Origin of the sequence: Rhodococcus olei, assembly GCF_039540555.1 — a bacterium.
Classification (GTDB): Bacteria; Actinomycetota; Actinomycetes; order Mycobacteriales; family Mycobacteriaceae; genus Rhodococcus_G; species Rhodococcus_G olei.
In genome coordinates, this window is record NZ_BAABFB010000069.1 from 11561 (window position 1) to 27025 (window position 15465).

Here is a 15465-nt window from a genome sequence, read left to right on the forward strand (position 1 = left end):
CGATTTCGATGACCTACGACGCCCTGCTGCTGCTCTCCTTCGGCGGGCCCGAACGGCCCGCCGACGTCCGCCCGTTCCTCGAGAACGTCACCCGTGGCAGGGGAGTGCCGCCGGAGCGTCTGGACGAGGTGGTCGAGCACTACCTGCACTTCGGTGGGGTCTCGCCGATCAACCGGCTCAACCGCGACATCATCACCGCGGTGGAGGCCGAATTCGCTTCGGCGGGAACCGATCTGCCGGTGTACTTCGGGAATCGAAACTGGCACCCGATGGTCGAGGACACCGTCGCCCGCATGCGGGACGACGGTGTCCGCTCGGCGCTGGTGTTCCCCACCTCGGCATGGGGCGGCTACTCCGGGTGCCGGCAGTACCACGAGGACGTCGCCCGGGCCCGCGCCGCGGTCGACGGCGCTCCGGAACTGACCAAGGTGCGTCAGTACTACGACCACCCGCTGCTGGTCGCGGCGGTCGCCGAGGCGATCGTCGCTGCGCGTCAACAGCTTCCGGAGGCGCAGCGGGCCGATGCGCGGCTGGTGTTCACCGCCCACTCGGTCCCGGTGGCGGCGGACGCGTCGGCCGGTCCGCCGTCCGGCGGCGGCCGGCTCTACAGCCGGCAGGTCGCCGAGGCGGCGCGCCTGTCCGCGGCGGCGGCCGGTGTCGACGAGTACGACGTGGTGTGGCAGTCCCGGTCCGGTCCGCCGCAGGTCCCGTGGCTGGAACCGGACATCTGCGATCACCTGGACGCCGTCGCGGCGTCCGGGGCGACCGCGGTGATCGTGTGCCCGGTCGGGTTCGTCTCCGATCACCTGGAGGTGATCTGGGACCTCGACACCGAGGCCCGGGACCGGTCCGCCGAACTGGGGCTCGGGTTCGTCCGCGCAGGCACCCCGGGCACCGACCGGAGATTCGCGCGGCTGATCGCCGAACTCGTCGCCGAGCAGACGGAGGGGGCGCCGGCGCGGCGCCTCGGCGTCGAACCGCTGTACGGCGTCGGCACGAACGGCGCACTGTGCGCGATCGACTGCTGCGCGCCGCCGCGGCGGCCGGGACGGCCGCCCCGGTGAGGGCCTGACCTGGGAATTCGACGCCGTAAGCTGGTGCGGGGTGGGTTCTTCGGTGCACCATGGGGTGGTCGTCCCCAGTACCGGAAGCGTCGTACCCATGATTCGTCGTCATGTCGCAGCCACGGGTGCCGTGATCGCACTCCTCGTCGCCGCAGCACCGTTCGCCATCGCGGCGACGTCGACCACGCCGTCCGTGCCTGCGGGCGACACCTACGTCAGCAACCCGACCGAGGACAAGCAGATCACCGGGTACTGCGCCGATCAGGCGCAGCTGGCCAACAACCTCGAACGGCGGAACGACCACGACCGTGCGCTCCAGGTCGTCGCCGCCGCGAACATGCGCGGGTGCCGCATCTACACCTTCCACACCTCGTGGGATGGCGGGTGACGGGTGTGGCGGTGGCGACGGTGCCGGGTCAGCCGGTCCACGCCCAGCGCAGGCGCTCGCAGACCTCGTCGACGGACCGGCCGCGATAGCGGTCCAGCTCGTAGCCCCGGACGGCGCCCACCGCCTCGTGAATCACCGGGTCGAACAGCTCGCGGGCCAACCGGGAGTCCGCGAACCTGTCGAGCCACTGCGCCGCATCGGTCGGCAGCAGCGTCACCCCGGCCTCCGCTCGTTCGGTCTCGCTCAGCCGCGACGGGTTGACGGTGACCTCCGGCGGCAGCGGCAGTGCATCGGTGATCCCGGTGTGCACGCCGCCGAGAAGCACCGTTGTTGCCAGGTACGGATTCGCGGACGGGTCGATCGGTTTGACCTCGATGTTCGCGCCGTGCGGATTGCCGGGCGTGTCGGCGCACAGCCGCACCGCGGCCTCGCGGTTCTCCAGACCCCAGCAGCAGTACACCCCGGCCCAGTGGTCGGGGAGCAGCCGCAGGTGCGAGAGCGGGGACCCGGCCAGCAGCAGCATGAAGTCGGGCAGCACCGCGAGCAGGCCGGCGACGGCGCCGCATCCGGTGTCGGTCAGGCCACGGGGGCCGTCCCCGCCGGACAGCAGCGGGACCCCGCCGCGCGTGAGTGAAAGGTGTTGGTGTGCACCGTTTCCCGCGCCACCCTCGAGCGGCAGCGGGGAGAACGACGCGGACATGCCGTGCGTGCGCGCGGTGACCGAGACCAGCAGGCGCGCCAGCACCGCCTGGTCGGCCGCGGTGACCGGATCGGCCGGTGCCAGCGACAGCTCGTACTGGTTCGGGCCGTACTCCGCGTGCACCTGGTCGATCACGAGCCCGGCAAGGTCGGCGGCGGACAGCAGGTCGGAGACGAAACCCCGTTGTCGCACAGCGGCGCCCAGTCCGTACGCGGACCACTCACCGGCCCCGGTGGCGTCGAACAACACGAACTCGAGTTCGTGACCGACGAGCGCGTCCACCCCGTCGGCGGCGAGCCTGCCGACCATCGAGCGCAGGGCACGGCGCGGGCAGCCCGGCCACGGGCCGCCGTCCTGGACGGTCAGGTCCGCCGGTGCCCACCAGGTGCCCTCACCGAGGTCGCGCAGGTCGTCGCGGGCGATCCGCAGCCGCAGGTCGCCGACCACCGACAGCGTGTCGGTGAACGCGAGGTGGTCGTCCGCGCAGAACACCATCCAGCAGGTCGACGCGCCCGCGCCGGCGGTGACGAAGGCGTCGAGCCGGTCGGCGGGCATCACCTTGGCGCGCGCCACCCCGGCCATGTCCACGACCGAACCGATCACCAGTCCGGGTTGCCGTGTCGCCATGCGGCCCCCACTTCGTCGAACGGGCGGATTCAGTGTCCCACCGTGGTACCGCGGGCATGCCGGAATCCGGCGGATGCGGTCGACGGGACAGAATGTGGTCATGAATTCGGAGAGCTACTTCGTTCGTGTCGACGACCGCCGGTACCGCCCGACCGCGCTCACCGGAGGGGCGTGGACCGAGGCGGAGCAGCACATCAGCCCGCTCAACGGACTCATCGTGCACGCGGTGGAGCGGTTCGTCGCCGGACGAGGCCCGGACGAGATGGAGATCGCCCGGATCGGCATCGACATCCTCGGCGTCCTGGCGATCGAGGACTTCGACATCGACGTACAGGTGGTGCGCCCCGGCCGCACGATCGAACTGCTCGAGGCGACGGTGACCGCGGCGGGCCGGCCGGCGGTACGGGCGCGGGTGTGGCGGATGGCGGTGCTGGACACCTCCGCGGTCGCGGGCGGGCCCGATGCCGTGCTCCCGCACCCCGGCACGCTGGACCGCTGGAAGATGTCGGACCTGTGGCCGGGTGGCTACATCGCCTCGCTCGACGTGCGCACGGTCGGCGCGCCGCAGCCGGGCCGCACCACCGCGTGGATCTCCACCCCGGCCGCACTCGTGGCGGGTGAGGAGGTCGGCGCCCTCGCCCGGTACGTCGCGCTGGTCGACACCGCCAACGGCATCGCGGTGCGTCGGTCGCCGACCGAGTGGATGTTCCCGAACGTCGACCTGACCATCCACCTGACCCGCCGGCCCCGCGGCGACTGGGTCGGTCTCGACACCACGGTCACCTTCGGCCCGGACGGGCACGGGCTGACCTCGAGCGTTCTGCACGACGTCGACGGGCCGGTCGGTCACGCGAACCAGATCCTCACCGTGCGCCCCGTCCCCTGACGACCGTGGGCGTGCGGGTGGCCCTCGTCCGCTGCGCGGCCCCGGCGTCTGCGTGATGATGGGAGCGGCCCGATCACGCACGCGGCCCCGCGGGCCGCTCCCGGACATTCGAGGTATGCGATGAGCGACAGCTGGCTCCCGGCACACGATCCGTTCGACGACATCTTCAGCCGGTTCTTCGGATCCGGATCGGTGTCCCGATCCCCGGTACAGCGGGTCGACCTCGGGCGGCTGCTCAACGACGACGCGAAACAGCTGGTTGCACTGGCCCGTCAGGCCGCCGACGACTGGGGGAACCCGGAGATCACACCCGAGCATCTGCTGTACGCGGCGACCCTGGCCGACCCGACCCGCGGGGTCATCAGCGGCCTGAACCTCGATCCGGACAAGGTCGCCGAGCAGATGCGCGACTCGATCGGGACGGGTGACGGCGGCGGAGACGGGCAGATCGCGCTCAGCCCGGCGGCCAAGCTCGCCCTCCGCACCGCGCAACGCGAGGCGGGCCAGTCCGGCATCAGCTACATCGGCCCCGAACACATCCTGCTCGGCATCGCCTCCAACGCCGAGAGCCCGGCGGCGCGGGCACTGTCCGGTGCGAAGATCGAGGCCGGAACGGCCGGCGCGGCGCCCAGCGTCACCCCGACCCTGGACCAGTACGGCCGCGACCTGACCGCCGAGGCCCGCGAGGGTGCGGTGGACCCGGTCGTCGGCCGGGCCGACGAGATCGCGCAGACCGTCGAGATCCTGTCCCGCCGCCGCAAGAACAATCCCGTCCTGATCGGCGACCCCGGCGTCGGCAAGACCGCGATCGTCGAGGGCCTCGCGCAGCGGATCGTCAACGGCGACGTCCCGACCACGCTCGCCGACCGGCGGGTCGTCGCGCTCGACGTCGGATCGCTGGTCGCGGGCAGCAAGTACCGCGGCGAGTTCGAGGAACGGCTGACGAAGATCCTCGACGAGGTCCGCGAGCACTCCGACGAGCTGGTCGTGTTCATCGACGAACTGCACACCATCGTCGGCGCGGGCGCCGGCGGCGAGGGTTCGATGGACGCCGGAAACCTGCTCAAGCCGGCGCTGGCCCGCGGTGACCTGCACGCGATCGGTGCGACCACGATCGACGAGTACCGCCGCTACATCGAGAAGGACGCCGCGCTCGAACGCCGGTTCCAGCCGGTGATGGTGGCCGAGCCGTCCGTCGACGACACGATCGAGATCCTCCGCGGCCTCGTCGACGTGTACGAGGAGCACCACCAGGTGCACTACTCCGACGAGGCGCTGGTGGCGGCCGCGGAACTGTCCGACCGCTACATCACCGACCGGTTCATGCCGGACAAGGCGATCGACCTGATCGACCAGGCCGGGGCCCGGGTGCGACTGCGCACGAAGACCCCCGACGCCGACACCCGGTCCGCGGAGGAGGAACTCGCGCGGCTGCGGCGCGAGAAGGACTCCGCCGTCTCCGCCGAGGACTACGAGCGGGCCAACGAACTCAAGAAGCAGATCACCGAGAAGGAGGAGGCGCTCGGCACCGCCGCGACCGGCGCCACACCCGAGGTCGAGGTCGTCGACATCGCCGAGGTGATCTCGCGTCGCACCGGCATCCCGGTCGCCGACCTCACCAGCGAGGAACGGGCCCGGCTGCTCGCGCTCGAGGACGTGCTGCACGCGCGCGTCGTCGGCCAGGAGGACGCCGTCACCTCCGTCGCCGAGGCGGTGCGCCGGGCCCGGGCCGGGCTGGCCGACCCGAACCGGCCGACCGGCTCGTTCCTGTTCCTCGGCCCCACCGGTGTCGGCAAGACCGAACTCGCGAAGGCGTTGGCGGACGCGGTGTTCGGCGACGAGGACCGGATGATCCGCTTCGACATGAGCGAGTTCCAGGAGAAGCACACCGTCTCCCGGCTCGTCGGCGCCCCGCCCGGATACGTCGGCTACGAGGAGGCCGGTCAGCTCACCGACAAGGTGCGGCGGCAGCCGTACTCGGTGATCCTGTTCGACGAGGTCGAGAAGGCGCACCCGGACGTGTTCAACGTGCTGCTGCAGCTGCTCGACGACGGCCGGGTCACCGACGCGCAGGGCCGCACCGTCGACTTCAAGAACACCATCGTGATCATGACCAGCAATCTCGGCTCGGACCTGATCCTGAACGCGACCGACGACGACCTCGCGGCGCTGATGCCCGCGCTGATGGAACGCCTGCACTCGCACTTCCGGCCCGAGTTCCTCAACCGGATCGACGAGACCGTCGTGTTCCACCGGCTGGACGAGGAGCAACTGCACCAGATCGTCGGGCTGATCCTCGACCGGACCCGACGGCTCCTGCGGGCCCAGGACGTCGAACTCGACGTCACCGACGCCGCCGTCGACTGGCTCGTCGAGACCGGCTTCGAACCACGGTTCGGGGCGCGGCCGCTGCGCCGGACCGTCCAGAAGGAACTCGACAACAAGCTGTCGAACATGCTGCTGGCCGGCACGATCGACGGCGGCGACACCGTCCGGGTCGACGCCGACGGCACCGGCCTGATCCTCGAACGCGTCGCGCCCGACGGGACCGAGGGCACGGTGGCGCCGGACGCCTGACGGGTTGCTCCGGTCCGGCGGTGCGAATTCGGGTAGTGCACTACGCGTGCCCCGCCGTGCCCGCTCCTCGTAGCGTCGGGTGCACGAGCTACGAGGAGGCCGAGCCATGTCGGGCAACGAACTCGCGCCGAAGACCGCTGTGGCGAAGACCCCGGCGGCGAAGAACATCGTCATCTGTCTCGACGGCACCGGCAATCAGATCCGCGCCGGCCGGAACACCAACGTCCTCCGGCTGTTCCGGGCACTCGAGAACACCACCGGTCTACAGAAGGTCTACTACGACCCCGGCGTCGGAACCTTCTCGTCCGCCGGGGCGTGGACCCGGGTCGGGCGGTGGTGGTCCCGGATGCTCGGACTCGCGTTCGGGGTCGGGATGAAGACGAACCTGGCCGAGGCCTACACCTTCCTGATGAACCATTGGGAACCCGGCGACCGGATCTACCTGTTCGGGTTCAGCCGCGGCGCCCACTCCGCACGCGCCCTCGCCGGGATGCTGCACCTGATCGGTATTCCCCGGCCGTCGTCGGAGAACCTCGTGCAGTACGCGATCGGGACGTACGCGCGGCGGCACGAGTGGACCGACGACGACCGAAGGGAGGCCGCGGAGTTCTCGAGCACCGTCTGCCGGGCGGTCGACGGCGGCTTCTCGGTTCCCGTTCGGTACCTCGGCGTGTGGGACACGGTCAGTGCGCCGGGGATCTTCCGGCGGGACCTGTTCTTCGAGGACACCGGGCGCCTGGAAAGTGTGCTCGCCGGTCGGCACGCCGTCTCGATCGACGAGAAGAGGCGACCGTTCCGCGAGTACCCGGTGTTGAACCCGCGCATCGAGGAGGCCTGGTTCGCGGGAGTCCACTCCGACGTCGGAGGGGGCTTCCCCGAGCACGAGCTCGCCGACATCTCGCTGCGGTGGGTGCTCGACGATGCGGTGGCGCACGGTCTGCTGCTGCGCGAGCGGGAGGAACTGCGGGACCTGCCGACGCCCGACGCGCACAGCGCAACGGTGAAGGTGCACACCATGAGCCGGATCTGGGACCTCGTGATCCCGCGTCCCCGCAAGCCTGCCCGCGGCGTGCGGGTGCACGCCAGCGTCCGGACGCGCCGCGAGGCGCAGCCGACCTACGGCCCCCGGCTGCACGACCCGGTCTGGGTCGACGAGAACTGGTGCGCCCGGCCGGGTGCACCTGCGGTCAGAACACCTCTCCGTACGGGGTGAGTTTCGCGAGGGCGTTCTCGGCGTCGATCTGAACGTTGTTGATCGCGTTGATCGCCTCGACATACGTCAGGTACCGGGCCTGTGCGGCGGCACCCTGATCGGCGAACGACGGCGGCAGGGGAGCGGCCAGCTGGCCGGGCAGGTACTGCGTCATCAGTTGGGCCGCCATCGCTTTCGCGCGCGGATCGGCGTCGAAGGTGTTGTCGAGTTCGGCCCGGCCCCGCTCGGTGGCGTAGTCGTAGAACTCGTACTGGAACGTCCGCGGGTCCAGGTACGCGGTGTTGCCGACCCAGTGGGCGTACACCGCGACCTTCGCCTCCGGGGTGCGCAGCACGTAGATGTGCAGCGGACTGTTGTTCCAGTTGACCGACTGGGGGGCATGTTCGTTGGTGGCGAACACGAGGTGGTCGCGGCCGGGTGCGGTGGCGCTGCGCAGGAGCGGCATCAGGTCGAGGCGTTCCGCGTAGGCCACCGCGAGATCGCCGGTCATCCAGCCGCGGTCGCCGTGGGCGAGGGTGGCGAGCATCGGCAGCACGTCGACGCTGGACGTCATCTGCGCGCGCATGGTGTCGGTGTCCCCGGTGAACCGGCCCGTCGGGTCGGCGACGATCAGCGGGACGTGGAACGCCTCGTCGTACGCGGTGCCGAGCTTGCCGGACACGAAACCGTGCGCGCCCGCGTACTCGCCGTGGTCGGAGGTCATCACGAACACGGTGTTGCGGGCGACGTCCTCGGGCAGTGCGTGCAGGACGGTGCCGATGTTCTCGTCGACCATCGACAGCACCTGCGTGTAGCTGTCGAGTGCACGCTCCCAGTACGTGTACGGCGCGTACCCCACGTTGCGGGACGAGTCGGTGCCGTCGCCGTAGGGACGGATCAGGAAGCCCCCGCCGTTCGCGTGATCGTCGGTGACCCCGCCCCACACCAGCGACTGGAACTCGCGCGCGAAGTACTGCGTCGACGGCTTCGACGACAGCGCCGACGCGGGCTCCCAGTTCGGCGGGATGGACGGGTAGCCGAGCCGCGGCGGATCCGCCTCGGCGCCGGTGTCCTGCTTCCAGACCCGCGCCGGCGTCAGCGGTGGCTGGTGGCTGCTGAACAGAGCGTTGTAGCGGTCCGCCTCGGTGCCCGCCCAGAAGAACTGCTTGTCGTGCGGATTGACGAAGCTGACCGTCAGACAGAAGGGCGGCTGGCCGGAACGGCGATGCGCCAGCCAGTCGGCCCCTTGGCGCGCGATCGAGGCGTCGTAGTTGATCCCGTCGCCGTTGTTGCCGATCACGTCCGGCATCGTGAGCCCCTCGAAGCCGTATCCGTCGAGGTATCCCTGCCCGACCCCGACGTCCTGCTCCGGCGACGGCGACAGGTGCCACTTGCCGACGTACGGCGTCTCGTATCCGGCCTGCCGCAGGATGCGGCCGTACGTGGGGAACCCGCGCCCGAGTGCGGGCGACGGAACCGGGGCGTCCCGGGTTCCGGTGCGGGTCTGCAGCAGCCACGTCTGCATCGGGTACAGGCCCGTCGCGAAGCAGGCCCGGCCCGGGCTGCACGCGACGCCCGCGGTGTAGTGCTGCCCGAACTTCACGCCGTGCGCCCACAGCCCGTGCAGGTTCGGCATGAACCTGCGCAGGAACTCGTCCGGGGTGGTGACACCCGCCGGGAACACCTGCGGGAACCGCATCTCGTCGACGACGATGAACACGATGTTCGGCTGGACGTAGCCGCCGCGCGGCGGCGTGAGCGGCGCCTCCGCGGCATCGGCGCGGCGGTCGAACAGGGTGCACATGACCGTCACACCACCCGCGACGGCGGCGGCGCCGGTGAGGAACGCGCGGCGGTCGATACGGGGTCCGCGGAGGTGCGCAGTCGGCTCGTGGTCGGACCGCGACCGGTGATCGGACGGAGACTCGTGATCGGACATCGAGTGGCCCTTTCTCGAGGAAAACCCCTTCTCCTGGGTACTCCTGTCGCGGGTTCGCCACGCCGGGATTGGCGAAATTCCGTGGCCCGGCCGCCGCCGTCGGAGGCGTAATGTCGGCTGAGGGGTCCGAGTTCGAGGGACGTGGGTGGCGATGCGAACCGACGGGGACAATTGGGACATCGTGAGCAGCGTGGGCCGTACCGCGTTGGGCGTGGCGACGTTTCGGGCGCTCGAGACGGCGCGACCGGATGCGCTGATCGAGGACCACTACGCGCGCTGGTTCGTCGAGGCGGCCGGGGACGAGCAGTTCACGGCACTGCTGGCGGATCCGTCGCCGCTCGAGGACCTGCCGTTCTTCTTCCCCGGCTTCATGGGGGTCCGGACCCGGTTCTTCGACGACCACTTCGACTCCGCCGCGGCGGACGGCGTCACGCAGGCGGTGATCGTCGCGGCGGGACTGGATGCGCGGGCGTATCGCCTCGACTGGCCGGCGGGCGCGACGGTGTACGAGGTCGACCAGCCGAAGGTCCTCGAGTTCAAGGCCGAGGTCCTCGCGGCACACGGAGCCAGGCCGAGAGCGGATCGGCGGGTCGTGGCGGTCGACCTGCGCGAGGACTGGCCCGCGGCGCTGACGGCCGCTGGGTTCGACCCCGATCGCCCGACCGCGTGGTCGGCGGAGGGTCTGCTGCCCTACCTGCCGGGCGCCGCGCACGACGCGTTGTTCGACCGGATCGACGGACTCTCGGCGGGCGGGAGCCGCATCGCCGTCGACGGTTTCGGGGCCGGCATGGACGTCCGGCGGTTCGTCGCGTTGCGGGACAAGTACTTCGGGGACAGGCCGTTCGGCGGCATGGACGTCGCCGCGTTGTTCTACGACGACGAGAGGGCCGATCCGGACCGGTGGCTGACCGACCATGGCTGGACGGTGCGGCGCTGCACACCGATCGAACTGGCGACGTCCTACGGGGTGCAGATCCCCGAGCTGCCCGAGGACCTCGCGGACCTGGCGCGGACGGCGGCGTATCTGACCGCCGCGAAGTAGGCGGGCTTCCGGGCCCGGTGTCCGGGCTGTGGCGGTCGTCGGCGGTGAGTTTCTGGCGCGGACCTGCTCGCCGGCCTCGTGGAGCGGTGGGTGCCGCACGGGCCGTAACTGCCGCCGGAGACGACGGTAAGTGGTCGGCAAGTGAGGTCCGGTGTCCTGGGGTGGACTGATCCGAACGACGAAGGAAGTTTCATGTCCACCGGCACCGACGAATCCTCACCTGTCCTCGGCTCGATCGTGGAGTCGCTGCGCGCCGCTGTGGCCGGACCGGTCGATGCGCCGGGGACCGGCGGTTTCGACCTCTCCACGGCGGGCTTCGACGCGGCGACCGTGGCCGCCGTCGGGATCGGCGGCACCGCGATGATCCAGGCGCGGATCAGGAAGACACAGGTCGCAAAGATGGAGCACGCCTGCAGCGTAGGACCGGGGGCGTGCGCGTTTTTCCGCTGCCGACAGCCGCGGGTGCAGCGGCGGCCCGGCGATTCCGGCGACGACCGGTCATCGACACAACCGCCACGCCTGCGATGCACGGGCCGGCACTTCGTGGGCCGGCGCGCATGGGGACCGGACCGGTGCCGAGGCAAGGTCGGCCCCGCACCGGCCGGGGTCCGGCTTGCGGTCTTCCGGCCCGACTGTTTCCCGGCGGTGTGGTGCTCGCAGTGGCGCGCCGAGTCGCCGCGTGATCGTTCGCACCGTGGTCCGTTCGGAGCTGGGTGCTCGCCGCTTGTCGGGCGGCGAGCAGGTGACGAAGCCACTCCTCGTCGCCGACCACCTCTCCGGTCAACGGTGAACGCCGAGGGAATGGGACACAACGACCGGGATATGTTCGGGAGCCCGGCGACCGTCACAGCGGGTCGTCGACCTCGCGGGGCGGGCTCTCGCGCGCGATCACTTCCCGGTCATGCGAGCTCGGGTACGCGCAGATGGGCGAGCGCCAGCTCGAACTCGCACACCTCGAGCACCTCTGCGCCGGCCTCCTGGATGCCGATGAGCCGGTCCGCGGCCGCCTTCTCCCGGTTCCGGTCCAACGCCTCGAGGCTGTCGAACGTCTCCGAGGACACCGCACGGCCGGTCGCGCGGTCGACCAGCAGGCTGGCGCTGCAGAACCCCTCGAGATCCTCCATCATCGGAAGCGCGGCGACCTTGTAGATGTCGATGGCCCGGTCGGCCTGGTCCGGCTCGACCTTCACCCAGATCGCCCGCACGCAGGCGCCCTCGTGGGAGCGGTGGTCCCGGTGCAGGACGGCGATGTCCCACTCCTCGACCTCGGTGGTGCCGCCGAACATCTCCGCGGCCCGCTCGCGGAGGGGCCGGACCCGCTCCGCCGCGGCCCGCATGGCCTCCTCGGACTCCCATGCGGTGGTGACGATGCAGCGACCGGACTCCCGGTCGACGAGCAGGGACAGGCCGACACATCCGTCGATGCCCTCGAGCGCGGGCATCACCACGTCTCGGACGTGCGTGACACCGTCGTCGATGGAGGTGGGTTGCGCCTGGATTGTGGTTGAACGTGCGTACACGATCGGCCCCTTCCCTGACGGGGCGGCGCCCCGGTGGCGCCACCGGTCCACCTCCACCCTTCCCCTATTGCAGGTGGGGTGGCAATGCGCCTTCCCGGTACCGGTCTACCGGGCCCCGGGCGGTGCATCGTCGGTCACACAGGACGCTCCTGGACCTGCGGTGTGCGGACAACCGTGTTTCGCTGATCGCGCCAATCCTCCCTTCGAACAGGGAGAAGCCACTGAACAGCAGCCGGGCCTTCAACCGCAGGGCGTTCTGGTTGTGCAGCAGGTGTTCCCGTCAGTGCCCGACGACGTATTCGGGGATGTAGATGGTGATGACCTCGCAGGGCTGTCCCGGCGGATGTTCCTGACGTAGTTGACGATCGGTCGGATGATCTCCCGGTACGGGGAGGCGAGCACCTTCGGCGGCACCGGGAGGTCGTGCTTGGCCCATTCCTTCTGTAGGCGGTGGTAGTGCCGGCGGATGCCCCTCATGGCGAGGACCAGGCGGCATCGCGATGACCTCCAGGTGGGTGCCCTGGGTGAACGTGGTGACGGTCACGACGATCAGCATCAGCCCGGTCGGGACGCACCGGGCGCCCTGATCGTCGCGTCCGCCCACGACCGTCGCATGGGCGGCGCTCTCGGCGTCTGGCACATCCCAGAACGCCACGCGGATCAGGGGGTTACTCCCGGGAGCGTCGGCTGGCTTCGGCTTCGGCGCTCGCCGGATGTGGTGGTCGGCGCCCGACGTTTCGAGGGGAGCCGTACAGTGGGTTGCGGGCCACGTGGGTTCTTCAGGCCCCGGCGAACCGGGTACGCCAGACGACCGCTTTCGGTGATCGAGCACCTCGGCCGCGTACAAGACGTCTTCGACAAGGCCGTGGAAGGTCTCGTGCGGGCTTGAAAGTCAGCCAAGTTCCGGTTGCTGCCGTATGCCGGACGACAAGTGAGGACCAATTTTGATCGAGACGACTGATCTGGACGGACCACTCTTCTCCGACCTGCAGGGCGAGCGTGCCCGCGGGAACAACACGCCCGCAGGAGCATTGGTCGGCGGGTGTGTCGGCGAACCCACTCCCGCGAAGGGGACCAGCGAGGATATCCACCGCGCCCTCTTCAGCGCGCATTAGCCGTCTGCTGCTGGACCAGCACCCGAACACCGCGGTCCGAGTGGGCAATCGCTTCGACACGGTTGAAACCCGCCTGTAGCGCGCGAGGTAGGGGGCTGTGTGCGGTTCGTGCAGCAGGGCCGGGCGCATCTCGTGCGGCCTCGGACGGGGCTGCCCCGGCTTTGATTGACTCGCTGACCTGCCCCGAGGTTCGTTACCCCTGGCGGTTCCACTCCTGGTGGAGCGCAGGGGTCGAGGCCGCGCTCGCCACGGGCGCCGCATTCACGTCCGCGCCACCGGGGGATGAGCAGCGTCGTCTCGGTGACGGCATTGACGTAGATCCGGCGGTCGTCACCGTCGGATTCGTCTCTTCGACTCGCTCGTGGGGTCGGTCGGGTTGCGGGTGCGATGCCCGACCAGTGGGTGGACGAGCGGACGGTGTCGCCTCGCATCACCAGTGAGGCGGGGCCGACGGTGGTGCCGTCGCCGGGCCGCACCAGATCGGCCTCGGGGAGCCTGTACACCTGGCACCACACGCCGTGTCCGGCGTGAGCCCATTGCCCGCAGCGATGTGGTCGGTGCGGCGGTGCCGGTGGCCGCCCACGCGAACCAGTGCGCAGCCACCGTCTCGACGAAGGTGGCGCAGACCTCGTCGCGTGCCACATGAGGGAGCTCCACAGTGGGTTCTCCACGTCGTCGAGGCGGCCGACGAGAATCCTTGAGACGCTCCACCTCGTGGTCTGGGATCTTCGACCGATGGGCCGTTGTCCTGGGGTCGCACCAGTCAGGGCCGATCCGATGCGGATCACCGCGACAAGTCTTCCCGGTGTCGTGGGACGGCCCGGGAATGCTGGTGGAGGGCCGTCAAACAGGACAGGCTGCTGACGCGCCATTGACCTGTCGGCGAGAAGGCGGCAGTGCCGATCCGAGACGAATGCCATGACAGCGCCCGGGGTGGCTGCCGACATCGCCGGTGAACAATTGAGTGGATCGTGACGATTTCCCTCGTCCGGATGGATTGCGGGCACAAAACGCGACATCGGAGCGTTGACATACCACCGACTCCCGCGGCGGACGGTGCGGGAGTCGGGAAGGCTGCAGAAAGGGGATGGGGTCATGGCCACCGACTACGACTCATCCAGGAAGACCGATCTCGACGAGGTGGCCGAAGACTCGCTCGACGAGCTGAAGGCCCGGAAGGACCAGTCGCAATCGGCCGTCGTCGACGTCGAGGAGGCGGACACCGCGGAGTCCTTCGAGCTGCCCGGCGCCGACCTGTCGGGGGAGGAGCTCACGGTTCGGGTGATCCCCAAGAGGGCGGACGAATTCACCTGCACCAGTTGCTTCCTCGTCCATCACCGCAGCCGTCTCGCCGACACCGCCGACGGGCAGATGATCTGTCTGGACTGCGCCGGCTGAGCTGCCGGCGGCCGTTCGTCACACCGTGGCGAAGAACGCCACCGGTGCGGCGGCCCGGAGCTGTGCCGTCGGCCGCTGCACGTGCATCCGGCGTTGCAGCCGAGCGAACGATGGCCGCCCCTCTCGTCGAGCGTGACGACCTCACCGTCCACGATGCCGTCCCGGCCCCGAGCGCGCCAGTGGGCGCGTCAACCAACTCGGGTAAGGCCGTTGGTGGCCTCGTTGCCGCTCCGGCGCAATCGCCCGCCCGCTGTCCTGGACGTGCCGCGTGCGTGGAGGATCGTGGGGTGTGCGCGTGCAACAGCCGGCACGCTCGCTGTGAAGGCGTTCGCTTCTCAGGGCGGCGACGCTCATGTGCGGCGGCCAGAAGGCGAGCGCCTCGCAAGTCACGTCGCTGCATTCCGGATCGGGTGAAGTGGTTCGAGAGGTAGCAGTGGCCATCGGACGATCCCTCGGGCGCTGCGCTAGCCGGCGCAGGTGGCTACCCGGGCGCCAGCGCGAGCTAGTTTTGGTGAGGGAGCTGTGGGTGCCGTGATCGGTGATCTGCTGCAACGGCATGAGCGGGATGCCGCACACCCGCTGCGCGGCGTCGGCTGAGAGGGGACGGTGGCATGGCGGGTGGCGCGGACCAGACGAACCGGAGGACGTCGGCGCCCGACACGGTCCGGCGCCGGGCCGGATCGGCGGCGGCCCGTCGGCGGCGCCTCGGATCTGTCTGTCTGCCCGCCGTCGTGCTCGTGGTGGTCGTCGTCGTGACGGTCCGGCCCCTCGGCGGGCCGCGGGTGTGGGTGTACGCGGTCGCGGTCGCCGCCCTGTTCGTCTCTCGCGGGCTGTGGCTCGGCAGGCCGGTCACCGGCCGTCACACCGTGATCGCGGGAGTGCTCCTGGTGGGGTCGCCGCTGATCGTGGCCACCGGTCACGACACGATCGCGTGGGTCGCCCTGGCCACGACCGGGGTCGCTCTGGTCTGGCCGACCTCGGAGCGTCCGCACCCGGAGTTGCTCCCCGTCGTGGCCG

The 15465-nt window shown here is 70.3% G+C and carries 11 protein-coding genes and 1 pseudogene; 8 read left to right on the top strand and 4 right to left on the bottom strand.

All coding sequences use genetic code 11. From position 1 onward, the window contains the following. The first annotated feature begins 8 nt into the window (after positions 1–8). Both ABD951_RS23380 and ABD951_RS23385 read left to right on the top strand, forming a co-directional pair. Positions 9–1064, top strand: a complete 1056-nt coding sequence (locus ABD951_RS23380) for a ferrochelatase (protein ID WP_345351045.1) — start codon at positions 9–11, stop codon at positions 1062–1064. Between the two features lie 97 nt (positions 1065–1161). Continuing rightward, positions 1162–1452, top strand: coding sequence for a hypothetical protein (locus ABD951_RS23385; RefSeq protein ID WP_345351048.1), 291 nt, complete (start codon positions 1162–1164; stop codon positions 1450–1452). A gap of 28 nt (positions 1453–1480) precedes the next feature. On the opposite strand, the gene ABD951_RS23390 is transcribed toward ABD951_RS23385, so the two are convergent. Continuing rightward, entirely contained in the window at positions 1481–2779 is a 1299-nt protein-coding gene (locus ABD951_RS23390) for a type I glutamate--ammonia ligase (RefSeq protein ID WP_345351051.1), read from the bottom strand. Between the two features lie 100 nt (positions 2780–2879). Here ABD951_RS23390 and ABD951_RS23395 point away from each other — a divergent pair, with 100 nt between their 5' ends. The 3 genes from ABD951_RS23395 to ABD951_RS23405 all read left to right on the top strand — a co-directional run bounded on the left by ABD951_RS23395 (position 2880) and on the right by ABD951_RS23405 (position 7455). Next, the gene (locus tag ABD951_RS23395; RefSeq protein ID WP_345351054.1) at positions 2880–3665 is read left to right on the top strand and encodes a thioesterase family protein; all 786 of its coding nucleotides are present in this window, start codon (positions 2880–2882) and stop codon (positions 3663–3665) included. A 120-nt stretch (positions 3666–3785) separates the two neighbouring features. Beyond that, positions 3786–6242 (top strand): ATP-dependent Clp protease ATP-binding subunit, encoded by a 2457-nt coding sequence (locus ABD951_RS23400; RefSeq protein ID WP_345351057.1) that lies wholly within the window; start codon positions 3786–3788, stop codon positions 6240–6242. A 106-nt stretch (positions 6243–6348) separates the two neighbouring features. Further along, a complete protein-coding gene (locus ABD951_RS23405; RefSeq protein ID WP_345351060.1) occupies positions 6349–7455 on the top strand; it encodes a DUF2235 domain-containing protein in 1107 nt (368 codons plus the stop codon). On the opposite strand, the gene ABD951_RS23410 is transcribed toward ABD951_RS23405, so the two are convergent. Continuing rightward, positions 7430–9373, bottom strand: a complete 1944-nt coding sequence (locus tag ABD951_RS23410; RefSeq protein WP_345351063.1) for a sulfatase-like hydrolase/transferase — start codon at positions 9371–9373, stop codon at positions 7430–7432. The genes ABD951_RS23405 and ABD951_RS23410 overlap by 26 nt on opposite strands. A gap of 151 nt (positions 9374–9524) precedes the next feature. Here ABD951_RS23410 and ABD951_RS23415 point away from each other — a divergent pair, with 151 nt between their 5' ends. Further along, positions 9525–10415 carry a class I SAM-dependent methyltransferase gene (locus ABD951_RS23415; RefSeq protein ID WP_345351075.1) on the top strand — a complete coding sequence of 297 codons (891 nt, stop codon included), beginning with the start codon at positions 9525–9527 and terminating at the stop codon, positions 10413–10415. An 899-nt stretch (positions 10416–11314) separates the two neighbouring features. Here ABD951_RS23415 and ABD951_RS23420 read toward each other — a convergent pair. Continuing rightward, positions 11315–11935: an antibiotic biosynthesis monooxygenase gene (locus tag ABD951_RS23420; RefSeq protein WP_345351066.1), complete on the bottom strand. Its 621-nt coding sequence runs from the start codon at positions 11933–11935 to the stop codon at positions 11315–11317. A gap of 280 nt (positions 11936–12215) precedes the next feature. Beyond that, positions 12216–12590: a hypothetical protein gene (locus tag ABD951_RS23425; protein ID WP_425569930.1), complete on the bottom strand. Its 375-nt coding sequence runs from the start codon at positions 12588–12590 to the stop codon at positions 12216–12218. A gap of 1555 nt (positions 12591–14145) precedes the next feature. Between ABD951_RS23425 and ABD951_RS23435 the strand changes: the two genes are divergently transcribed. Together ABD951_RS23435 and ABD951_RS23445 are read left to right on the top strand one after the other, a co-directional pair. Beyond that, positions 14146–14448, top strand: a complete 303-nt coding sequence (locus ABD951_RS23435) for a DUF4193 domain-containing protein (RefSeq protein WP_345351069.1) — start codon at positions 14146–14148, stop codon at positions 14446–14448. Between the two features lie 611 nt (positions 14449–15059). Next, a pseudogene (locus tag ABD951_RS23445) lies at positions 15060–15465 on the top strand (hypothetical protein); the annotation flags it as partial.

Excerpts from the sequence above, each read along its gene's own strand:
- ABD951_RS23395 (WP_345351054.1), top strand. The coding sequence starts at position 2,880 with ATGAATTCGGAGAGCTACTTCGTTCGTGTCGACGACCGCCGGTACCGC.
- ABD951_RS23380 (WP_345351045.1), top strand. The coding sequence starts at position 9 with ATGACCTACGACGCCCTGCTGCTGCTCTCCTTCGGCGGGCCCGAACGG.
- ABD951_RS23405 (WP_345351060.1), top strand. The coding sequence starts at position 6,349 with ATGTCGGGCAACGAACTCGCGCCGAAGACCGCTGTGGCGAAGACCCCG.
- ABD951_RS23415 (WP_345351075.1), top strand. The coding sequence starts at position 9,525 with ATGCGAACCGACGGGGACAATTGGGACATCGTGAGCAGCGTGGGCCGT.
- ABD951_RS23385 (WP_345351048.1), top strand. The coding sequence starts at position 1,162 with ATGATTCGTCGTCATGTCGCAGCCACGGGTGCCGTGATCGCACTCCTC.
- ABD951_RS23400 (WP_345351057.1), top strand. The coding sequence starts at position 3,786 with ATGAGCGACAGCTGGCTCCCGGCACACGATCCGTTCGACGACATCTTC.
- ABD951_RS23410 (WP_345351063.1), bottom strand. The coding sequence starts at position 9,373 with ATGTCCGATCACGAGTCTCCGTCCGATCACCGGTCGCGGTCCGACCAC.
- ABD951_RS23390 (WP_345351051.1), bottom strand. The coding sequence starts at position 2,779 with ATGGCGACACGGCAACCCGGACTGGTGATCGGTTCGGTCGTGGACATG.
- ABD951_RS23435 (WP_345351069.1), top strand. The coding sequence starts at position 14,146 with ATGGCCACCGACTACGACTCATCCAGGAAGACCGATCTCGACGAGGTG.